The sequence below is a fragment of the Heyndrickxia sp. MSNUG genome (assembly GCF_049532715.1).
In the GTDB taxonomy this organism is placed as follows: domain Bacteria; phylum Bacillota; class Bacilli; order Bacillales; family Cytobacillaceae; genus Mesobacillus.
Genome location: NZ_CP150978.1, coordinates 275,261 through 295,173, shown reverse-complemented (window position 1 = coordinate 295,173; position 19,913 = coordinate 275,261). Strand labels below are relative to the sequence as shown.

Genomic DNA, 19,913 nt, shown 5'->3' with positions numbered 1-19,913 from the left:
ATTATCTAGTTTTCAAGGAACAAAAAAGTTTTGAGAGAATTGCTCCCTCAAAACTAAACAAACAAGCGGTCAACTGTACGAATCCTAAGATTCGTATTCATCAGATCCGAAGATCTGAGTTCCGATTGCCAATAGGCAATATCCTTAGAAAGGAGGTGATCCAGCCGCACCTTCCGATACGGCTACCTTGTTACGACTTCACCCCAATCATCTGTCCCACCTTAGGCGGCTGGCTCCATAAAGGTTACCCCACCGACTTCGGGTGTTACAAACTCTCGTGGTGTGACGGGCGGTGTGTACAAGGCCCGGGAACGTATTCACCGCGGCATGCTGATCCGCGATTACTAGCGATTCCGGCTTCATGCAGGCGAGTTGCAGCCTGCAATCCGAACTGAGAATGGTTTTATGGGATTGGCTTCACCTCGCGGCTTCGCTGCCCTTTGTTCCATCCATTGTAGCACGTGTGTAGCCCAGGTCATAAGGGGCATGATGATTTGACGTCATCCCCACCTTCCTCCGGTTTGTCACCGGCAGTCACCTTAGAGTGCCCAACTGAATGCTGGCAACTAAGATCAAGGGTTGCGCTCGTTGCGGGACTTAACCCAACATCTCACGACACGAGCTGACGACAACCATGCACCACCTGTCACTCTGTCCCCCGAAGGGGAACGCCCTATCTCTAGGGTTGTCAGAGGATGTCAAGACCTGGTAAGGTTCTTCGCGTTGCTTCGAATTAAACCACATGCTCCACCGCTTGTGCGGGCCCCCGTCAATTCCTTTGAGTTTCAGCCTTGCGGCCGTACTCCCCAGGCGGAGTGCTTAATGCGTTTGCTGCAGCACTAAAGGGCGGAAACCCTCTAACACTTAGCACTCATCGTTTACGGCGTGGACTACCAGGGTATCTAATCCTGTTCGCTCCCCACGCTTTCGCGCCTCAGCGTCAGTTACAGACCAGAGAGCCGCCTTCGCCACTGGTGTTCCTCCACATCTCTACGCATTTCACCGCTACACGTGGAATTCCGCTCTCCTCTTCTGCACTCAAGTTCCCCAGTTTCCAATGACCCTCCCCGGTTGAGCCGGGGGCTTTCACATCAGACTTAAGGAACCGCCTGCGCGCGCTTTACGCCCAATAATTCCGGACAACGCTTGCCACCTACGTATTACCGCGGCTGCTGGCACGTAGTTAGCCGTGGCTTTCTGGTCAGGTACCGTCAAGGTACCGGCAGTTACTCCGATACTTGTTCTTCCCTGACAACAGAGCTTTACGACCCGAAGGCCTTCATCGCTCACGCGGCGTTGCTCCGTCAGACTTTCGTCCATTGCGGAAGATTCCCTACTGCTGCCTCCCGTAGGAGTCTGGGCCGTGTCTCAGTCCCAGTGTGGCCGATCACCCTCTCAGGTCGGCTACGCATCGTCGCCTTGGTGAGCCGTTACCTCACCAACTAACTAATGCGCCGCGGGCCCATCTGTAAGTGACAGCCGAAACCGTCTTTCAGCTTTTCCTCATGAGAGGAAAAGGATTATCCGGTATTAGCTCCGGTTTCCCGAAGTTATCCCAGTCTTACAGGCAGGTTGCCCACGTGTTACTCACCCGTCCGCCGCTGATCTTCAAAAGCAAGCTAATGAAGATCCGCTCGACTTGCATGTATTAGGCACGCCGCCAGCGTTCGTCCTGAGCCAGGATCAAACTCTCCAAAAAAGAGTATGAGTTAAGCTCATAATTTAAAACGTTGGCTAGTGATCATCTATATAATAGAAGTCACTATAATATTGTTTGTTGACGCTTGTTTGTTTAGTTTTCAAAGAACAATTTGTTCGCGCCGCTCAGAAGCGACTTTAATAATTTACCACGTTACAGCATCGAATGTCAACAGCTTTTTTAATTTCTTTTTACAAGATTTAAAATGTTGTTAACCTGTTCGCGACTGTTTCTATATACTATCACCGCAAATCCCCAGAGTCAACATGTTTAAACATTGTAAAAAATGGTAAATTTAATGTTTTTTTAAACACACACTTAATTACTTAATACCCTACAACAAATCTCTACATATAAAAACAGCCTCCCAATACTGGGAGGCTGTCAGGACTGCTTCTTATTTAGAGATCGTGATGATGTTTTCTTCCTTCACGTCTACATCGCCTTGCTTGTTAATAACGATGCTTTCACCTGCAGCGAGGTTCGTGAAGACAATCGGAGTCATGATTGAAGTCGCGTGTTCCTTGATGTAATCAAGATCGACCTTCAATAACGGCTGTCCTTTTTTCACTGTATCATTTTCAGAAACAAGCGTTTCGAAGCCTTGCCCCTTCAAATTTACTGTATCAATACCTACGTGGATAAGGATTTCTCGTCCTGCATCAGAAAGAATTCCGATCGCATGCTTTGTAGGGAATAGGTTAACGATTTTACCGTCAACCGGTGAAACGATTGTGCCTTCAGATGGAACGATCGCAAAACCGTCACCCATCATTTTTCCTGAGAATACAGCATCCGGCACTTCAGTGATTGGCTTGATTTCACCTTTAATAGGAGAAACGATTACTTCTGCATCTCCATCACGATGCGTTTGCAATGCTTCTGGATTTACCTCTTCAATTTGCTGTTCAACCTCTTTAGCTTGAACCGTTTCAACTGGACGAGGCTTCTTGCCGCTCATGATATCTTTCATTTGACCCTTGATTGTTTCAGAACGAGGTCCAAAGATTGCCTGGATATTGTTGCCCACTTCAAGAACACCAGCAGCTCCAAGCTTTTTCAAACGGTCTTTGTCTACATCCTTGATGTCATTTACAGATACACGAAGGCGAGTGATACAAGCATCAAGGTGAGCGATATTTTCCTGTCCGCCCATTGCTTTTAGTACTTCGTATGGAAGATCTCCGGCGTTACCCTTTGCTCCGCCTTCTTCCTCTTCCTCTTCAACCGCTTCACGGCCAGGTGTCATCAGGTTGAACTTGCGGATCGCAAAACGGAATCCGAAATAGTAAATCACTGCAAATACTAAACCAACCGGAATGACTAACCAAGCATGAGTCTGCGGGTTGATCAAACCAAACAGAATGTAGTCAATCAGACCACCTGAGAATGTCATACCGATTTTTACATCTAATAGATGCATCACCATGAAAGATAGACCTGCAAAAATAGCATGTACACCAAATAGTACTGGCGCAACGAATAAGAATGAGAATTCTAGTGGTTCCGTAATACCTGTTAGGAAAGAAGTCAAAGCAGCAGATACCATCAAACCGCCGACAACAACTTTTCTTTCAGGACGTGCTTCGTGATAAATAGCCAATGCTGCAGCTGGAAGACCAAACATCATGAACGGGAATTTACCAGTCATGAATGTACCAGCAGAAAGGTTTTGCACGTTATCTGCAATTTCAGCCATGAATATACGCTGGTCCCCGCGTACAACTTCTCCAGCCTGAGTCGTATACTGACCAAACTCATACCAGAATGGTGAATAGAAAATATGGTGCAATCCGAATGGAATCAATGAACGCTCTACAACACCGAAAATGAATGCTGATAAAGTCAGGTTTGCGTGAACCATGTTTTGCGAGAATGCGTTAAGGCCATTTTGTATTGGAGGCCAGATAACCATCATCACCAACCCAAGCAAGATTGCTGTTCCTGCAGTGATAATTGGAACAAATCGCTTACCAGCAAAGAAACCAAGATAAGATGGCAATTCGATTTCATAGAACTTATTGTAAAGTCCTGCAGCAATGATACCCACGATGATACCGCCGAACACTCCTGTCTGAAGTGTCGGGACACCAAGAATACTTGCGTAGTTTAATCCGTTAACTTTTTCTGGGGTAATACCTAAAACTGTACCCATTGTTACGTTCATGATCAGGTAACCGATAATCGCTGCCAGGCCGGCAACTCCCTCACCGCCTGCCAAACCAACAGCTACACCAACCGCAAACAAGAGCGGCAAGTTTCCGAAGACGATATCTCCGGCTTTTTGCATGACAGCCGCAACCATATCGACGCCGCTGTTATCTAAAAAAGGAGCAAGCTCCAGCAATGCAGGGTTTCTTAGTGCAGCACCAAGAGCAAGCAGGATACCTGCAGCTGGCAATAGTGCAACTGGAAGCATAAGCGCTTTCCCTACTTTTTGCAGAACACCAAAAGCTTTCTTAAACATAGGAATACCTCCTGTAATTTTTTACTCCTAAAGCGGTTACAAACATTAAAAAAACAAATAAAAAAGGCATGAGAAAGACGTAACCTGAAAAGAGCATACGGATATATTACCCATAAAACTCGCTTTCAATTACATTCTTTACTCATGCCTGATCGAATCAGTAACACGTAAAAAATAAAAACCTATTTATTTAACTTTTTTCTGAAGCCTTTGCAAATGCATTGTCAGATACACGGCTTCAGCATCGTATACTTGTTTTTTTAAGGTCTGTTGCATCACTTTAATGAGTTTCCATGAAAGATTGTAGCACACCGGGTATTCTTCTTTCAAGAGGGCAGCAAATTTTTCCGGTTCATCGACCTTTTCGCCACTATTGACCCTTTCAATGGCAAATCGCAGATGACGCACGAGCCTAGTGTAATCGATTCCTTCTTTATCGATCTCTATATCTAAATTTTCTTCAATCATTTGTACCAATTTTGTCACAAGCTGTGAGTGTATGTTTACATCAGAAAGATTCCGATTCATGACAGCACTATGGATATGCAAGGCAATAAAACCTGTTTCGCCCACCGGTAGTTCAATACCCGATTTATCTTTGAGCAGCCGCACCACTTCTTTGGCTATTTCGAATTCGGTCGGATACAGAGTCTTTGTTTCCACTAAGAATGGATTCTTGAATTCAAGACCTGTCGCCATACGGCTTGCTGCAAACATCAGATGGTCTGTCAGCGCTACGTGGATATGCTCGTTCAGGGTACTGGCGGTCCTCTTTTTGATCAGTTCAATAGAAGCGATGATAGCTTCATGAAGGTCATTTTCCACAAATGGCAGGAGCTTAATGTAATTGGCCTGTTCTTTTTCATCCTTCAGGACAAACATCTTTTCCGCTTGACCCTCTTCAATGAGATCTCCCTTTTTCCGGTTGAAGCCGATTCCTTTCCCAATCAGGATAACTTCGCCGAATGTTGGGTGGTCAGCAATCATGACATTATTGTTTAACCCTTTTTTCACTTCAATTTTATCCATGTTGCATCCCCGTTTCAGCTTGTCTTACCGAATATCGTATAAAAGGTAAAAATAGAAGTCAATCTACAGAGCTTTGAATTCGAAATTTAATTAATGGTAATTGTCCAAAAAAAAGAGTCCAGCAGTAATCTGCTGAACCCACAATGTTATTCAGTTAAAAACACAAAGTAAAGAACAAAGATGATGAAGAAGATGTACATAATTGGGTGAATGTCTTTTCTGCGGCCTTTTACCATCATCGTGATTGGATAAAAGATGAATCCTGCTGCGATACCAGTCGCAATACTGTATGAAAGCGGCATAGTGATCATTGTCAGGAATGAAGGAACCGCAATTTCAAAGCGGGACCATTCGATTTTACCAAGAGATGAGACCATGAGAACACCGACAATGATTAATGCAGGTGCAGTTACTGGTGCTGTCACAACTGATAAAACTGGGAAGAAGAACAGTGCCAACAGGAAGAATCCTGCAGTTACAAGGGAAGCAAAACCGCTTCGAGCTCCAGAAGCAACCCCTGCTGATGATTCAATATAGGAAGTCGTTGTTGATGTTCCAAGAATAGATCCGACAATCGATGCGATAGAATCTGCGAAAAGTGCACGGCCAGCGCGCGGCAGTTTGTTGTCTTTCATCAATCCTGCCTGGTTCGCTACAGCAACCAGGGTACCTGCGTTGTCAAAGAAGTCTACAAACAGGAAGGTCAAAATAATGCCGACCATTGTCGCTGTATAGAATGACGGATCACCAAAGGCTGTAAATACCGCTCCAAATGTAGGTTCTATGCTCGGTACAGCACCAACCACTTGTTCCGGCTTATCGATCAGGTTGAAAATCATACCAACAATGACCGTTACGATCATTCCGAAAAATACCGCTCCATTAATTCCTCTAGTCATCATAATGACTGTAATCAGCAAGCCGAAGATTGCAAGCAATGTATTTCCGTTTGTTAAATCTCCTAAACCAACCAAAGTTGCTGGGTTGTCGACGATGATTCCAGCATTTTTCAATCCGATAAAAGTAATGAATAATCCAATACCAGCTCCAACCGCGTGTTTCAGTTCAACCGGGATAGCGTTGATGATCTTTTCTCGAAGACCTGAAATCGTCAGAAGCAGGAAGAATACTCCGGAAATGAACACAGCTGCTAGTGCATGCTGCCATGGAGCTCCGCTTCCTAAAACAACTGTGTAAGCAAAGAATGCATTCAAGCCCATACCAGGGGCAAGCGCGATCGGGTATTTACCGATCAAGCCCATTATAATCGATCCAAGCGCAGCAGCAAGCGCGGTGGCTACGAATACTGCACCGTAATCCATTCTCAATGCATCCGGAAGGTCTTTAACATCCGCCAGTGTCAGCGTGATTGGATTGACAATCAAAATGTAGGCCATTGCAAGGAATGTTGTCATACCGCCCATGAACTCACGGCGATAATTCGTGCCTAGCTTCTCAAATTCGAAATACTTCTTCATCTCTTTTCCCCCTGAACAATGTATTCGGGAAATATAGCCAAAAATAAAACGCCACGGATACCGAGGCGTTGACTGTAGGCAATTGAATAAAAACAGGGCCGGAAAAAGAAGAGAGCTATTGCACACCTGTTTTAATTCACCTCGTAGTCAAGCCATTTACGGTAGCTCGGTAGAAACTTTTGGGCCATATCCCCAATATTATACGACGAATTTTGACAAATTATTAAGTTCTGCTTTATTCTATCAGGACTTTCTTCCTGAGTCAATAAAAAAACGAACATTTTCATGTCCGTTTTTAAAATCGTTCGTATTTTATTCCCATTCAATGGTTGCTGGCGGCTTGCTTGTAATATCATAAACGACTCGGTTCACATGGTTTACTTCATTGACAAGTCTCGTCGAAATGATTTCAAGAACATCCCAAGGGATTCTTGCCCAGTCGGATGTCATGCCATCAATTGAAGTTACCGCACGGATGCCGATCGTATAATCGTACGTCCTGGCGTCGCCCATCACGCCGACACTGCGGATGTCTGGCAGCACAGTGAAGTATTGCCAGATGTCACGGTCAAGGCCAGCTTTCTTGATTTCATCACGGAGAATCTGATCCGATTCCCGAACAATCTCAAGCTTTTCTTCAGAAATCGCACCAAGGACACGGATTCCAAGTCCCGGACCAGGGAATGGCTGGCGCCAGACCACTTCATCAGGGATGCCAAGCTCAGTGCCTAACGCTCTTACCTCATCCTTGAATAATGTATTCAATGGCTCAATTAATTTGAATTGCATATCTTCAGGAAGCCCGCCGACATTGTGGTGAGACTTGATTGTCTGTGCAGTCGCAGTCCCGCTTTCGATAATATCGGTATATAACGTTCCTTGTGCCAAAAACTCGATTCCCTTAAGTTTTGTAGCCTCATCGTCAAATACATAAATGAACTCATTGCCGATGATTTTTCGCTTTTGCTCAGGATCAGAAACTCCCTCAAGCTTGCTTAAGAAGCGTTCTTTCGCATCGACTTTAATAACATTCATATTGAAGCCTTCAGCAAAAGTTTGCATGACGCCTTCCGCTTCGCCTTTTCGCAATAAGCCGTGGTCAACGAAGATACATGTCAGCTGATCGCCTATCGCTTTATGGATCAGGACTGCTACAACTGAAGAATCCACTCCGCCACTCAATGCGCAAAGAACTTTCTTGTCGCCAACCAGCTGGCGGATTTTCTCCATCTCAATTTCGATGAAGTTTTCCATTGACCAGTCTCCCGTGCATTCACATACTTTGAAAACAAAGTTTTTCAAAAGGTCATTACCATACACAGAATGGCGCACCTCAGGATGGAATTGCACCGCATAAAGCTTGCGGCTTTCATCGCTCATTGCCGCAATCGGGCAAGATGGATTAATTCCGTCCACACTGAAACCTGGCGGTGACATCGTAACAAGGTCACCATGGCTCATCCAGACAATTTGCTCTTCAGGTGTGCCTTCGAATAAAACATTCTGGTTATGCAAAGTCAGCAGCGCTTTACCGTACTCCCTGTTCTTCGCCTTTTCAACTTTTCCGCCGAAATGCATTGTCATCAGCTGCATTCCGTAGCAAATACCAAGGATTGGCAACCCTAATTCGAAAATTTCCTCATCGCAGCGGAATGCCCCTTCGTCATAAACACTGTTCGGGCCGCCTGAGAAAATAATTCCCTTCGGATTCATTTTCTTGATCTCTTCTGCAGTGATCGTGTGTGGGTGAAGTTCACTGTAAACGCCAAATTCCCTGATCCTTCTTGTGATCAATTGGTTATACTGGCTGCCAAAATCTAATACAACAATCATTTCCTGGTCTTGAAGTTCGTTTTTCATAACAAAGTCACCTCATTTAAATTTAAAAAGCCACTCGTTGATGCCATGCATGCAGCATTCGCCTGACTTTAGTCTTCCTGTCAGTATTCTCAAGCAACGGCACCCAACTTGTTTGTGCTTTTAATCCGTCGCTCCTTGTTCATACTGCAGCGTCATAATACTGGTGTTATGTATTAATCTTAGCCTATCCAATTTCCGCCGCATTAAAAAAGCCAGAATTCTCCCTTTCAAAAAATGAAAGCAGAATTCCAGCCCTGGACGAACGAAAAGAATCTGCCTTCATAGTCAAATCATTTACGGTGATTTGGTAGATACTTTCGAACCTTATTATCGAGGATATATGAAGGATTATTCTATATATTTTCAAACATTGTACCAGTATAATAATTTAACGGTCAAGCACTAGCTTTTTTTATCAAAAATTCCCAGTGTTTTTTCGCTTCCTCCCACACGCCTTCATTCGCGCTGCCTCTATAGAGATATTCTTCATATATGGTTGTCAGCCTTCTCATCTCTTTCGATGAGAAAAATTGATCCACATAAATCGCATACTCTCTCAACGTCTCGCCCTTCTCCCTTTTCAATCCATAGCGCTCGAGCTGCTTCAACAAAGCCATATAAGCCTTTTCCAAGTATTTATCATCCTTTTTGTACTTATAGAGAAGGATGTAAAAACTTGGCATCCATTTTCCGCGAAGCTTATAAAGAATAGCTGCAAGGAATGCAAACACCAGCAGAGTTAACATGATTTTTTTCATGTTTGTCTTCAGGATGGTTCCCGCTTTTTTCAATCCATCTGAAAAAGAGTTATTTGGCTGGTTGGACTTTGCCTGCTCTTCCGGAGTTTCAGGCTTCTTGGGAGCCTCAGGTGTCTTATTTTCTTCAGTATCTTGATCCGTTTGAGTTTGTGAGTCTTTCTTTTCATATTCAAACTGGACACTATTTGAAAAACCTTGTGTCGGTTCAAATGGAAGCCATCCAACACCAGGGAAATAGACTTCTACCCAGGAGTGGGCATTGTTATTTGTTACCTCATAAACCCTGCGCCCATCCTCCAGCGTATCTTTGTATTCCCCTTCTGTATAACCTTTTATCCAACGCGAAGGGATTCCAAGTGTACGCATCATGACAACCATCGATGTGGAAAAATTATCGCAATAACCACGCTGCGTTTCAAACAGGAACTGGTCAACATAATCCTGATTCTCTTCAGGGACCGCCACTCTGCTCTGGTCGTAGACGAATTCATTGGATCGGAAGTATTTTTCAACTGCTTTCGCTTTATCAAGCCACGATTCTTGGTTCTTTGTAATATCTATCGCAAGTTCTTTCACACGGGCAGGCAATTCATCCGGGACCTGAGTATACTTTGACATGAATGCCGAGCTCGCATAGTCAGCAGGAGGAAATCCGTTAGAACCTGCAGCTTTAAGTTTTTCCATCATATAAATGGGGTTGTCGAACGTGACGGAATATGGCCCAATTGAACCTGCTGTACCATCGGTGACGGAAAGGATTTTTTCCGTTACAGGGTCAAGGCTGAACTCAATTACCCTATTCCCAACTGGAGCATCCACTTGTTTAGCCCCAAGCGGATATACAATATGCGGGTAGCCTATCTTAGGAATGACCTTGCTTGTTCGCTGCTCTGTTTTTACCCCAGCTTCGAACGGCTGCAGTGGTATGTCCTGCTGCGGATAGAAACTGATTGGCATTTCTGTCCCTGGCTCCACTACCCAGCCTTTCCCCGTATAGATATCCTTTGTCTCGATTCTCCAGTAATGCCGGCCATCCGCTTCCGCTTCAAAAACAACCCGGTCGTCACCGATAAATGGTCCCCCGAGGGCGGAATCATCCGTTCCATAGCCCACTTTCTTTACGGTGCTGCTGCCACTGTCTTCGTTATAAGAAGTGATGAACGGAACCGGGTCGGGCCAGATTGGATCTGCCTTTGGAGCTGTAAAGCCTATACCGACACTCAAAGCAATCATGACGACGAGCGGCACCATCCATTTTTTCACACTGTCGAGATTTTTCTTTACCAGTTCCTTGTCCACGATACGGTAACAGGCCAGCATTCCCATCACGGCAAAACCTGAGATGACTGTCCTGACAATTGCCGCATCTGCCTCATAAGGTGTGAACGTATCAAGTACCGTAATATAGATCATTGTCATGAAAAAGAAGACAAAGATTTGCTTCCGGTTAATCAGCCAGTATTGAATTAAATAGGACATCAGCCAAAGCAGGATAAAGAACAGGAGCGTCCGAAAAACATTTGTTAACGCATCCCACTCTGTACCCAACACGAACCCTGCATTCGCCTGGACTTCCTTAATCAGCTCGCCGAACCAGCCTGTACTGAAAAACGTTCCTTCGTAATACATGAAATGGACGGAGTACAGGATAAAAATCATTTTTATTAAAGCAGACGGAATAACCGGCATCCCGAAATAGGACATCATCAATGAGATAAAGATAAATGCGAGAAAGACACTTAAATGGCCGGTGTCTGTCAGTTCTTTCAATGGACGCAGCCACTCCCACAGCAGCAGGAAGCTGAAAAGGTACAATAAAAAGACGGTAATATCTTTTTTTGGTTTATCCATCGTCATCCTCTGTTCACCTCCGAGAAGGCTTCTGAAAATTGACCATCATGGACCATGACCAGCCTGATTCCTCGCGCATATGCAGATGACCTTAGATTGATTTCTGCTTTAGTTGGGGATTCCTGGGCGTTCTTTATCAGGAAAATGCTGACCGAGCCATTTCTTTGATTATAGAAAGCTGCTTTTTCAATCAGTTCCTTTGTCAGCTGGGCAGTGATCAGCATGATTGAATTATTTTGCTGCGCCAGGAAGGTCTCCGCCTCCAGCACCCGGTCAAATGGAACCGGACCGTCATCCGTGATTTTCGCCAGATGGTACAGAAGCTGCTGCTGCTGGATTTCCCCACCGCGGATTGGAAACGCGGTCCGTTCCGCACTTGAAGTCAGCAGGCCGACCTGTGCACCTTTTCGTAAAATCGCCCTGATTACAGATGCTGTAAAGGAAACCACGACTTCAAAGCGCTGCTCAGGAGCACAATCCATCAGGATCGATACATCATGAGACTGCCTCTGTTCGAATTCCTTTGTCATAATATCGTTCCTTCTAGCGGTAGCCTTCCAGTTGATCCAGGAGAAGCGGTCTCCAGGCTGATATTCCCGGACCCCGATTGCCATCGATGTATCACGCTGCACACGTTCCTTGGAGGCCGTCATTCCCTGGTCGAAATGATGGGCAATCGGACGGTAGACCATCTCCTGATAGGCCGGATATACAAGAATCCTACTTTCGTATGGAAGGGTCTTTTCTTTTTCAATCAATCCAAGCGGATCGCCTGTTTTCAGCTTGATGCCTGTTAAAATATGCTCCCCGCGCGGCAGGTTTTCAATTGAATAATCAAAACTAAAAACACGGTTGAATCCCGGAAAGAGCATCGTTTTCGCTTTTCGCAAATCTTGGTTGCCGGCAAGCGACTCCCCTGCCTGTTCTTCTGCGATCGCATAAAACAACGGGAAAGGAAAATTCCTTTCAAGGACAACGCTTGCCTTAAACTTTTCGCCAGCGTTGTATTCATGTTTTGTATAGACTCTTTCTGCCCTGATTTCTTTCAATGAGTATAGAGCAAGTCCAAGAGCATACAGACCGAACGGCAAAAAGCTGTAGAAAAGGAACCAGCTGACAAAGCCGCCCTGGAACATCGCATAAGAGAACGTAATGACGATCAAAAACAGTAAAACGATGAGCTTCCAAATTTCTTTGAACTTTTGGAAAAAATTCTTCATATTACTTCACAAGCCTTTGCACCGGCACCGGCACTCTCGCTAACACTCTGTTCACGACATCCTCAGCCGTAATCCCCTCGAATCTGGCTTCAGACTTCAGGATGATCCTGTGTGAAAAAACATACGGAGCTAAGTACTGGACATCATCTGGAATGACATAGTCCCTGCCATAAATAAACGCATACGCCTGGGCTGCCTTCATAAGCGCGATCGATCCACGAGGGCTGGCTCCAAGATAGACACTCGCATGGCCGCGGGTACGGCTCGCAAGTTCAACGATATAACGTTTAATCGAGTCTTCAACATATACTTCCTTAATCTCGTTCTGAAGATCACGAAGATCCTCAAGTGTCACAACAGGCTGGAGGTCTTCAATTGGAAGATTCCTTTGTGCCCGGTTCAGGACCTCCATCTCTTCATCCAATGCAGGGTAGCCCATCTTCATTTTCAATAAGAAACGGTCAAGCTGCGCTTCAGGCAGCGGATAGGTTCCTTCATAATCAATCGGGTTCTGCGTCGCCATAACGAAAAACGGCTTTTCAAGCTTATGTGTCACACCATCGACCGTTACACTCTGCTCTTCCATTCCTTCCAAAAGAGCCGACTGTGTCTTAGGTGATGTTCTATTAATTTCATCCGCCAGAATAATATTGCCCATGATTGGCCCCGGCCTGAATTGAAATTCCATCTCTTTCGGATTGTAAATCGATACACCCGTAACATCTGATGGCAGCAAGTCCGGAGTAAACTGAATCCTTCGGAACTGGGCACTTACAGATTTAGCAAGTGCACGCACCATCATCGTTTTCCCTACACCTGGCACATCCTCAAGCAGCACATGTCCGCCGGCAAGCAATGCGATCAAGCTTAATTCAGCGACATTTCTTTTACCGGTCATGACCTTGTCGATGTTTTCTAAAATTCTCTCAACAGTCGGATTCATTTGATCCCTCACTGGATTTTCCTCCCCCATCTATCAAGCTTCTCTTTATCTACATAGGAATTCTTACGCTAATATGTTTATATTCGCTATTTTCTGTAAAAATCCTGTAATATTCTGTATGAATATTTATTTTGCGTGAGGAAGACAGGTAAGGGTATTTCCCCCTCTCACAAAGTTTAGAGGACGGTTCCGGAAAATAAAAAAAACGATTTCCAATATGGAAACCGCAATCCGAAAAATGCAATCTTATAGTTAAATCATCTGTCCCTGTAAAAAGAGTCCCTCGGCTTACCCTGCTTTAGGAATTGCGCCCATTCCTTCCAGAATAATTCTCGCATCCATATTCAAATAGGCTGCGATATCATTACGTAAAAACAACAGAGAATGATCACGGATGATTACCTTCAGGCCCCTCAGATCAAATTTTGACGCATAGCTATTCACCGCATTGATGACCGATATGTCCTGTCTCGTCAGCGGCTTATGGCCTGCTTCCATTCTTTTCGTTAAAAACTCAAGCAAATCCCTGGCATTCGTCTTTAAATAATTTCTATTCTCAGTCAGGATTTCAATATTTTCTTCCATATACAACCTAGCAGCAGCAAAGTCGAGCTCTTCGACACTGGTGTTGATTTTCGCAATCAGATCCAAAACATGCATTGCTTCTCCTCCTGATGTATATACTCTGCTTTGCTTTTATATCGGTCAGGATTACGTCCTATCAACTCAGTTTGTAAAAATTAGTAAATAAGACTTATGCTCTATGCGGGTTGCTATTAGCAGGCTACTCCAAAAGACACCGCTTTGAGCAATTTTATTGGTTGTATGGTCCTCCGATAACAACTAGTCGAAGTTTTTACGGGCTGAGTTGTTCTCGGGGCTCCACTCATAACAACTCGCCAGCCTTTTTTCCATTTGAGTTGTTCTCGTAACCTTCACGATGACAACTCATCGAGATTTTTTCGAGCTGTGTTGTTCTCGTAACCCTCTCGACAACCACTCATCAAGTGTTTTCCGAACACCATAGTTCTCATAACCTGCAATTAAAATATAAAAAAGGCTGCTGCACCCAAACATGCAGCCGCCTTCCTCACTAACGATGGATCTTTCCAGATTCATCTACATAAACAGATTCAATGATCGTCCTCTCAAATGGTTTTCCTTTTGCATTCATGCCGGTCACTTCCGTCGTCAGGTTGTAAACTCCTGCTTCGGTAAAATCTCCATCCGCAACGAGTCCAGCTTTGGATCCTTTCCCTGCTTCCTTCAGCTTTTTCTTGCCGTCTATATGGTATTGAATCCAGTTTGTTTTATAGTTCGCTATTACGCTTTTATTTTTCGGGCCCTTCAATATTTCTGCTCCTAATGGGCTTTCAATGCCGACAGTATACAAATAGGCTGCGGCTGGCCCTGACACAGTCCATTTCCCTGCATCTGGCTGATTGATTTCAAACTGGTGAACCCAGGCACCTTTAAAAAAGTCACTAGTGTCCTTTTCAATTCCGGATACGTTATACTCTCTTCCGTCCGGCCCTTTCAGTTTGAGTGAAGGCAAACGCTGATCGCTAAGGAAAGCAAGCTTGAATCCTTCCGCTCCGTCTTCAATAACGAAGCTGTCCTTGATACCTTTATCTCCCTTACCGCCCCTGACAATCTGGTTTATATCAGGTACGCTCGAAACGCTTTCCGTACTTGTAATAGCGGCAGTAACGGCCGGTTGGGTTGCCATTGTATAAGGTTTGAATACTGAAAAAGTATAAGAACCTTCACGGATCATCGTATGGTTCCAGGCACCTTCACGGACAATCATGCCGCCTGGTACACGGGAACTGGTGACTGTGACAACTCCATCATTGGAGCCATAGCTGCTTAAATACAGTCCGCCCCAATACGTTGCACTGCCAAACGAGCCCCATTTCGTCCCGCCCAATGTGTAGTACCGGTTCATATTGGCATTGGCATGCGGGTCCGTAATGCTGCGGAAATATTTCATGTTCCCAGTCTGAAGGGAACGGGTTGCGTCATTATTGTTTCCGAGTAAAGCCGCGAGCCACCATGCCGTACTGCTGTGGGCGAGGTCGGATAGCTGTGTCCCATGATGCGGCGAAGAAAGTGTAATGACATTCGAAACATAAGGATAAGCACCGTAATGGACAAGTGCTGTCTGTGCATCAACGCCGCCCTTGCTGTAGCCAACGACAACAAGCTTCTTCTGGCCAAAATAATCATAGATCACCTTTAACTTTTGGGCGAGCAGCGCGCCATTTTCCCACATATCCCGATCAGAATAAAGATCGATGAATGCGGTCTGATATCCATTGGCAAGCGCTGTTTCATACATATCATTACCTTCCCACCATACAGACGCCGAGTTATTATAACCGTGAACAAAGACAATTGGTGACTTTGCCGGATCAATCCAACTCGGATCAGCCCCAACATACCACGTGCCCGGCACACCCGAGGAACCCCCGCCCAAATCACCAGCCCTGGCAGCAGCCGGCACCATCAACAATAAAACTAGAATGAAAGACATGATCCTCCTACTCCTTCGCAATCCCAGTCCCCTCCTTTTTCACCCGCCTGTCTCTTCTAGAAACAGCCATCATTTCAAGATATTTAACTCTTGAAAAAATAAGAAGGGAAAATAGGCTGATTTAGATTGGGAAATATCCTTGATTCTCAAGATGCTAACTTTCCCCGCTGCTGCAGATTTTTATAGTTTCATGCATAGGTATCGTCCAAGCCTCATCCGGCAAAAATAGTTTTTCATTTTCTGGATATAATACCTTTTATCTCTAGAAAATTTGGTGATTGAATGAGAAATCTCACAAAAATCTTAGTTCCCAGACAGTTATTTTTGCTGCTGCTGCTTTCGACCGGTCTGTTGAATCATGTCATCCTGATTCCCAATCTTCTTACAGCAGCAGGCAGGGACAGCTGGGTAAGTGTTATTCTTGCTTATCCCGTATCTCTCTTCTTTCTCTGGCTGATTTTTTACATTGTGAAAAATTGCCCTGACGAGGGTTTTTTCATCATGATTAAACAGCGCTTCGGCAAGGCTCTTTCTGTGATCATGTCTATCCCGGTCATCTTTTTTTTATTTGGCAGCACCTACATAACATTCAGGGATTTAATGCTTTGGCTGGAAGCTTATTTTCTTGCTGATACTTCTGTGTTGGTGATCAATTGCATTTTAACTATTGCCTGTTTTATCATCACGCTTGCCGGGGTCAAACATATGGCCATAGCAAGCGGCTTCTTACTGCCGATTGTGATGCTGTTAGGAATCTTCATTTCGATTACCAACATAGATATGAAAGATCCCAGTTTATTGCTTCCGGTGCTGTCTCAAGGGTATGCACCAATCGTTAAAGGAATCATTTACACTCTATCAGGTCTTCTTGAGATTTATGTTGTAATCCTGCTGCAGCCATTCTCACAGGAACGAATAACATTTAAACAATTGTTTATTTTACAGTCGATCCTTACAGGATTGATATTAGGTCCACTCACTGCAGCCATCATGGAATTCGGTCCAGTAGAATCCGTTAAATTCCAATATCCTGCCTATGAGCAATGGCGTGTTTTAAGCATTGGAGAATATATCTCCCATTTGGATTTTTTCGCATTGTATCAATGGCTAAGCGGGGGATTAATCAGGATTGGTCTGTTCATGTACCTGATTGGCACCTTGCTTACTCATAAATTACAGCATTACCGGTTGAAGCCAAAGCTTGTCGCGATCCTCTTTATCATTTTCTTTAGTGTTATGACAATAAAAATAGAAACTTATTTTTTCTATAAATATCTTTTCCTTTACTTTTTACCGGCGAGCATGGTATTTTTCCTTATTCAAATCCTGCTATCAGCCTTATTTCTATTCGTATTAAAGAAAAGGGATGAACAACATGGCAAGAACAACAAAATTGAATCCACTTCATAATGAGACTTTAAAAGAGAAAGCTGAGAAGCTGAAAGACTACTTTAAAAACAGCCATGACTTTTTATCAAAAGAGCACAACACAGATCAGGAAAGGTTTGAAATGGTGTATTTTGAAAGCTTGATCAATATCCATTACCTGGATCAATTTATCCTGCCTAAACTAGGCATCCGTGATGATATTTTATCGGTGAAGGACAAGCTGAAGTGCTACTTCCAGGCCAAAGATGTAACCAGTATGGATTTAGATGGTCTAGCTGCTTTACTTTTTGAAGGGAATATCTTTTTTCTGTTCGATCGATTAGTTTTGAGTATTAATGCAGCTGAATTTCCGAAAAGACAGCCTGAAGAATCAGCACTTGAAACTTCGATTAGAGGTCCTAAGGACGGATTTGTTGAGGACATCAAGACCAATATTTCTTTAATCAGGAGAAGACTCAACACCCCTTCCTTATGTTTAGAGAAATATACAATTGGTGAAAGAAGCAGGACAAAAGTCGCCATGATGTACATGGATGATGTCATTGACCAGAGAGTTCTTGAGGAAATCCGAAGAAGATTGAAGAATGTGAAGCTGGATATCTTAACGAGTATTTACCAGCTTGAATCCTCTGTTCGGGATAGGCCATACTCTTTTTTCCCGACGATGGATTATACAGGAAGACCTGACTTTATTGCCGAGGCCATTAACCAGGGACGGTTCGCCCTGATTGTCGATGGCAATCCGACTGTCTCTTTTGCCCCAATTAATTTGTTATTGCAGACCAAATCACCCGAGGACAGCCACATCAGCTATTCTTATGTATCACTGGAAAGAATGATCAGGATGATGGGGCTGCTCATCTCTACCTTTTTGCCAGGGATGTGGATTGCTTTTTCCGCTTTTAACATTGAACAGATTCCTTATATGCTTGTAGCGACCATTTCTGTTTCACGCTTTGGGCTGCCCTTATCTGCCCCTATCGAAATGTTCATTATCTTGTTTTTGTTTGAGTTATTCAATGAAGCTGGCGTTCGTCTGCCCAGGGCCATCGGACAGACCGTAGCAGTGCTGGGTGGCCTGATCGTTGGGGACGCTGCCATACGCGCTGGTTTGACTTCTCCAACCATGTTAGTCGTTGCTGCGATTACGTATATATCGTCTTTTACCTTGGTGAATCAGTCGTTAAGCACAGCTATTACCATATTAAGATTCGCAATTATTGTTTTAAGTACCTTTTTAGGGCTCTTTGGCGTCATTATCGGCTTTATTTTAGCTGTGTTTTACTTTTCAACTTTATCATCCTTCGGGTCTCCTTACCTGGGGTCGCTTGCCCCTATCAGTCTTAGTGCCTTCATCAAGTCCTTCCTGAAGGCACCCATACAACATTACAAGACACGGTCAGCGACAACGAGTCCAGATGATCCAACAAGGGGTGGGAATTCTTCATGAAAGTAAAGATTTTCACTTCTGTACTTGCTGGCTGCCTGTTCCTTACAGGCTGTTCCAATATCAAGAATATCCAAGACCTTACCTATATCGTGGCAATTGGGATGGATTATGACCAGGAAACCAAACAATATACCGCCTACATTCAAGGCTTAAATTTCGCAAATGTAGCAAAACAAGAAGGTGGAAGACCAGCTGAGGCTATCCCAATTTTCATTGCTTCGGCGACTGGGGAAACGTTGAATTTGGCTGTCAGCAAGCTTTATAGTAAATCGGAGCCTCCCTTGTTCTTTGGTCATGTCATCACACTGGTACTAAGCAAAAGCATCGTGACTCACCGCTTCAATGATGTCATAAAGGAAGTTGGAAGAAATCGTTCACTCCGCACTACTCTCAGGGTGTTGACAACAGATGAAAACATAGAGGAAGTTTTTAATATTAAGGGACTGTTTAACTACCCTGCCGTGTACACCGTTATTTTTAAGAGAAGTGATTCCGAGTTGTTTCAGGATGAACTGAAGCCCATCAATTTAATGAACTTCTTAAGGGAGTATAATGAGCCAATGGGAACCGCCAAACTGCCTACTGTAAAAATCGACACTGATACCTGGCAGGCGGATAAGAATTATCCCGTTTTGTACTTTGACGGATTTGCCATCTTTCAGCATCAAAAATATAAAAAATCCTTTTCATTCAAAGACTCTCTTTATATTAACTGGCTGTCAGGAAAGAATGTCTCGTTAATCCAAAAAGTAGATGATGAAGGAGAACTGGCAGCAGTTGTGAAATTCGCCGCTCCGAAAATGAAGATAAAATATGCAGATGGCACCGATACTCCAAAGGTGACGATTGAGCTTTCTGTACGCGCTGATTTACTTGAAAAATTAAAGGATCTCCCTTTAGAGCGATTAACCAAATTAATTGAAGAAGATATAAAAACTAAAATGAAAGCTATTTATGCGACTGGTATCGAGAACAAGGCGGATGTCCTCAATGCCGGTAAACGCTGGTTCCGGGAACATCCCCAAAAATATCAGGAATTAGTAACCCATTCCGACTTTTACTTAGATGAGAGCTCTTTAAAAGACGTAAAGGTTAACGTGCAAATCTTTCATTTCAATAGCTATAAATATAGTCCTGATAACAGCGGAACATATAAATAACGCTTACTTAAAATGGGCCATTCTTGATGAATGGCCCATATTTTTATGAATAGAATCCCTTCCTCAATAGAAC

The 19,913-nt window shown here is 44.0% G+C and carries 12 protein-coding genes, 1 rRNA gene and 2 riboswitches; of the genes, 3 read left to right on the top strand and 10 right to left on the bottom strand.

The window, feature by feature from the left end:
• Window positions 1-148: 148 nt before the first annotated feature.
• From AABM38_RS01580 to AABM38_RS01535, 10 genes are all read right to left on the bottom strand, one after another.
• Window positions 149-1,699: ribosomal RNA gene (locus tag AABM38_RS01580) — 16S ribosomal RNA — on the bottom strand.
• Window positions 1,700-2,096: 397 nt separating this feature from the next.
• The gene (gene ptsG, locus AABM38_RS01575; protein WP_423408815.1) at window positions 2,097-4,166 is read right to left on the bottom strand and encodes a glucose-specific PTS transporter subunit IIBC; all 2,070 of its coding nucleotides are present in this window, start codon (window positions 4,164-4,166) and stop codon (window positions 2,097-2,099) included.
• Window positions 4,167-4,352: 186 nt separating this feature from the next.
• Window positions 4,353-5,195, bottom strand: coding sequence for a glucose PTS transporter transcription antiterminator GlcT (gene glcT, locus AABM38_RS01570; RefSeq protein ID WP_423408814.1), 843 nt, complete (start codon window positions 5,193-5,195; stop codon window positions 4,353-4,355).
• A gap of 146 nt (window positions 5,196-5,341) precedes the next feature.
• Window positions 5,342-6,673: an NCS2 family permease gene (locus AABM38_RS01565; RefSeq protein WP_423408813.1), complete on the bottom strand. Its 1,332-nt coding sequence runs from the start codon at window positions 6,671-6,673 to the stop codon at window positions 5,342-5,344.
• Window positions 6,674-6,797: 124 nt separating this feature from the next.
• Window positions 6,798-6,899, bottom strand: a riboswitch (purine riboswitch).
• An 86-nt stretch (window positions 6,900-6,985) separates the two neighbouring features.
• Window positions 6,986-8,533 carry a glutamine-hydrolyzing GMP synthase gene (gene guaA, locus AABM38_RS01560; protein ID WP_423408812.1) on the bottom strand — a complete coding sequence of 516 codons (1,548 nt, stop codon included), beginning with the start codon at window positions 8,531-8,533 and terminating at the stop codon, window positions 6,986-6,988.
• Between the two features lie 262 nt (window positions 8,534-8,795).
• Window positions 8,796-8,897, bottom strand: a riboswitch (purine riboswitch).
• Window positions 8,898-8,928: 31 nt separating this feature from the next.
• Window positions 8,929-11,148, bottom strand: a complete 2,220-nt coding sequence (locus tag AABM38_RS01555) for a transglutaminase TgpA family protein (protein WP_423408811.1) — start codon at window positions 11,146-11,148, stop codon at window positions 8,929-8,931.
• Complete coding sequence (locus AABM38_RS01550) at window positions 11,145-12,362, bottom strand: DUF58 domain-containing protein (protein ID WP_423408810.1); 1,218 nt, start codon at window positions 12,360-12,362, stop codon at window positions 11,145-11,147. Before AABM38_RS01550 ends, AABM38_RS01555 begins: the two co-directional genes overlap by 4 nt.
• Window position 12,363: 1 nt before the next feature.
• Complete coding sequence (locus AABM38_RS01545; protein ID WP_423410624.1) at window positions 12,364-13,305, bottom strand: AAA family ATPase; 942 nt, start codon at window positions 13,303-13,305, stop codon at window positions 12,364-12,366.
• A gap of 288 nt (window positions 13,306-13,593) precedes the next feature.
• On the bottom strand, window positions 13,594-13,965 hold the full coding sequence (locus tag AABM38_RS01540) for a hypothetical protein (RefSeq protein WP_423408809.1): 372 nt from the start codon (window positions 13,963-13,965) through the stop codon (window positions 13,594-13,596).
• Between the two features lie 433 nt (window positions 13,966-14,398).
• On the bottom strand, window positions 14,399-15,841 hold the full coding sequence (locus AABM38_RS01535) for an esterase/lipase family protein (RefSeq protein ID WP_423408808.1): 1,443 nt from the start codon (window positions 15,839-15,841) through the stop codon (window positions 14,399-14,401).
• A 282-nt stretch (window positions 15,842-16,123) separates the two neighbouring features.
• Here AABM38_RS01535 and AABM38_RS01530 point away from each other — a divergent pair, with 282 nt between their 5' ends.
• The 3 genes from AABM38_RS01530 to AABM38_RS01520 are packed head-to-tail and all read left to right on the top strand — an operon-like array spanning window position 16,124 to window position 19,840.
• Window positions 16,124-17,251 (top strand): GerAB/ArcD/ProY family transporter, encoded by a 1,128-nt coding sequence (locus AABM38_RS01530; RefSeq protein ID WP_423408807.1) that lies wholly within the window; start codon window positions 16,124-16,126, stop codon window positions 17,249-17,251.
• On the top strand, window positions 17,217-18,680 hold the full coding sequence (locus tag AABM38_RS01525) for a spore germination protein (protein WP_423408806.1): 1,464 nt from the start codon (window positions 17,217-17,219) through the stop codon (window positions 18,678-18,680). Before AABM38_RS01530 ends, AABM38_RS01525 begins: the two co-directional genes overlap by 35 nt.
• Complete coding sequence (locus tag AABM38_RS01520; protein WP_423408805.1) at window positions 18,677-19,840, top strand: Ger(x)C family spore germination protein; 1,164 nt, start codon at window positions 18,677-18,679, stop codon at window positions 19,838-19,840. The genes AABM38_RS01525 and AABM38_RS01520 overlap by 4 nt, the downstream gene beginning before the upstream one ends.
• Window positions 19,841-19,913 lie beyond the last annotated feature (73 nt).

Coding starts and splice junctions, on each gene's coding strand:
- ptsG (WP_423408815.1), bottom strand. CDS start 4,166: ATGTTTAAGAAAGCTTTTGGTGTTCTGCAAAAAGTAGGGAAAGCGCTT.
- glcT (WP_423408814.1), bottom strand. CDS start 5,195: ATGGATAAAATTGAAGTGAAAAAAGGGTTAAACAATAATGTCATGATT.
- AABM38_RS01565 (WP_423408813.1), bottom strand. CDS start 6,673: ATGAAGAAGTATTTCGAATTTGAGAAGCTAGGCACGAATTATCGCCGT.
- guaA (WP_423408812.1), bottom strand. CDS start 8,533: ATGAAAAACGAACTTCAAGACCAGGAAATGATTGTTGTATTAGATTTT.
- AABM38_RS01555 (WP_423408811.1), bottom strand. CDS start 11,148: ATGACGATGGATAAACCAAAAAAAGATATTACCGTCTTTTTATTGTAC.
- AABM38_RS01550 (WP_423408810.1), bottom strand. CDS start 12,362: ATGAAGAATTTTTTCCAAAAGTTCAAAGAAATTTGGAAGCTCATCGTT.
- AABM38_RS01545 (WP_423410624.1), bottom strand. CDS start 13,305: ATGAATCCGACTGTTGAGAGAATTTTAGAAAACATCGACAAGGTCATG.
- AABM38_RS01540 (WP_423408809.1), bottom strand. CDS start 13,965: ATGCATGTTTTGGATCTGATTGCGAAAATCAACACCAGTGTCGAAGAG.
- AABM38_RS01535 (WP_423408808.1), bottom strand. CDS start 15,841: ATGTCTTTCATTCTAGTTTTATTGTTGATGGTGCCGGCTGCTGCCAGG.
- AABM38_RS01530 (WP_423408807.1), top strand. CDS start 16,124: ATGAGAAATCTCACAAAAATCTTAGTTCCCAGACAGTTATTTTTGCTG.
- AABM38_RS01525 (WP_423408806.1), top strand. CDS start 17,217: ATGGCAAGAACAACAAAATTGAATCCACTTCATAATGAGACTTTAAAA.
- AABM38_RS01520 (WP_423408805.1), top strand. CDS start 18,677: ATGAAAGTAAAGATTTTCACTTCTGTACTTGCTGGCTGCCTGTTCCTT.